Genomic DNA, 731 nt, shown 5'->3' with positions numbered 1-731 from the left:
ACCGTATTTTGCCATAAAAAAAATAATAATAACCAGTTATTTTCATTATTGTAAAATAATTACAACAACACGTTTGGATTAACATTAAATAATAACCACCAGTTATTTTCTCGGCATTCAAATAATAATGACAGGTCGTTTTTATTAAAGTTATAGAGAAACCTATTTGTGTTATCAATTTACTTTTATTAATACGGAGACAGGCTTTGTTCATTGAGCCTGCCCAAAATCCTGCGCCATTCAGAAACAGCATTCCGGCATGATAAACACTCCCCTGAACGGAGGTGGTGCCGATGAAAAAGTCACGATCCACCGAAGAGCAGATTGTCTTTGCCCTGAAGCAGGCTGAGCTGGGGACGTTCGTGCCGGATGTCTGCCGCAAGCTGGGTATCTCCGACGCCACTTTTTACATCTATGGACTACCTCCGTTTTGCAAGTACTGAATCTGGTTTTGGGTTGTTGCTTACATCTATCCGGCATCAGGAAAATCTGTGCCCAAATGGGTAATTCGCACACAATCGCCTCAACAACTGGACGGCCTCTGAGGCCAGTATAAAAATCAGGTTCCGATTGTGCAGGTGCAACCTGTCACCATTTCTCAGTACGCTGCAACTTTTTCTGGCAGGGGATTAATTTCACACTACCTGATACTCGGTCTCATTTCTCAGCATCGACCAGATTATTCGCGCGTTTTTGTTAGCGACCGCCACGGTCGTTTTATTAAATCCGCA

1 protein-coding gene and 1 pseudogene are annotated in these 731 nt (G+C 42.7%); one reads left to right on the top strand and one right to left on the bottom strand.

Features of this window, described 5'->3' with window-relative positions; all coding sequences use genetic code 11:
- A partial coding sequence (locus EIEH_RS19510; protein ID WP_204365808.1) for a hypothetical protein occupies positions 1 to 313 on the bottom strand: 313 nt, incomplete at its 3' end.
- On the opposite strand from EIEH_RS19510, the pseudogene EIEH_RS10745 reads away from it, so the two are divergent.
- A pseudogene (locus tag EIEH_RS10745) lies at positions 294 to 410 on the top strand (transposase); the annotation flags it as partial. The gene EIEH_RS19510 and the pseudogene EIEH_RS10745 overlap by 20 nt on opposite strands.
- Positions 411 to 731: the final 321 nt, after the last annotated feature.

Source organism: Edwardsiella ictaluri ATCC 33202, assembly GCF_000264785.1.
Lineage (GTDB): Bacteria > Pseudomonadota > Gammaproteobacteria > Enterobacterales > Enterobacteriaceae > Edwardsiella > Edwardsiella ictaluri.
Note: the sequence above shows the minus strand (reverse complement) of the source record. Positions and strands in the feature narration are given on the sequence as shown.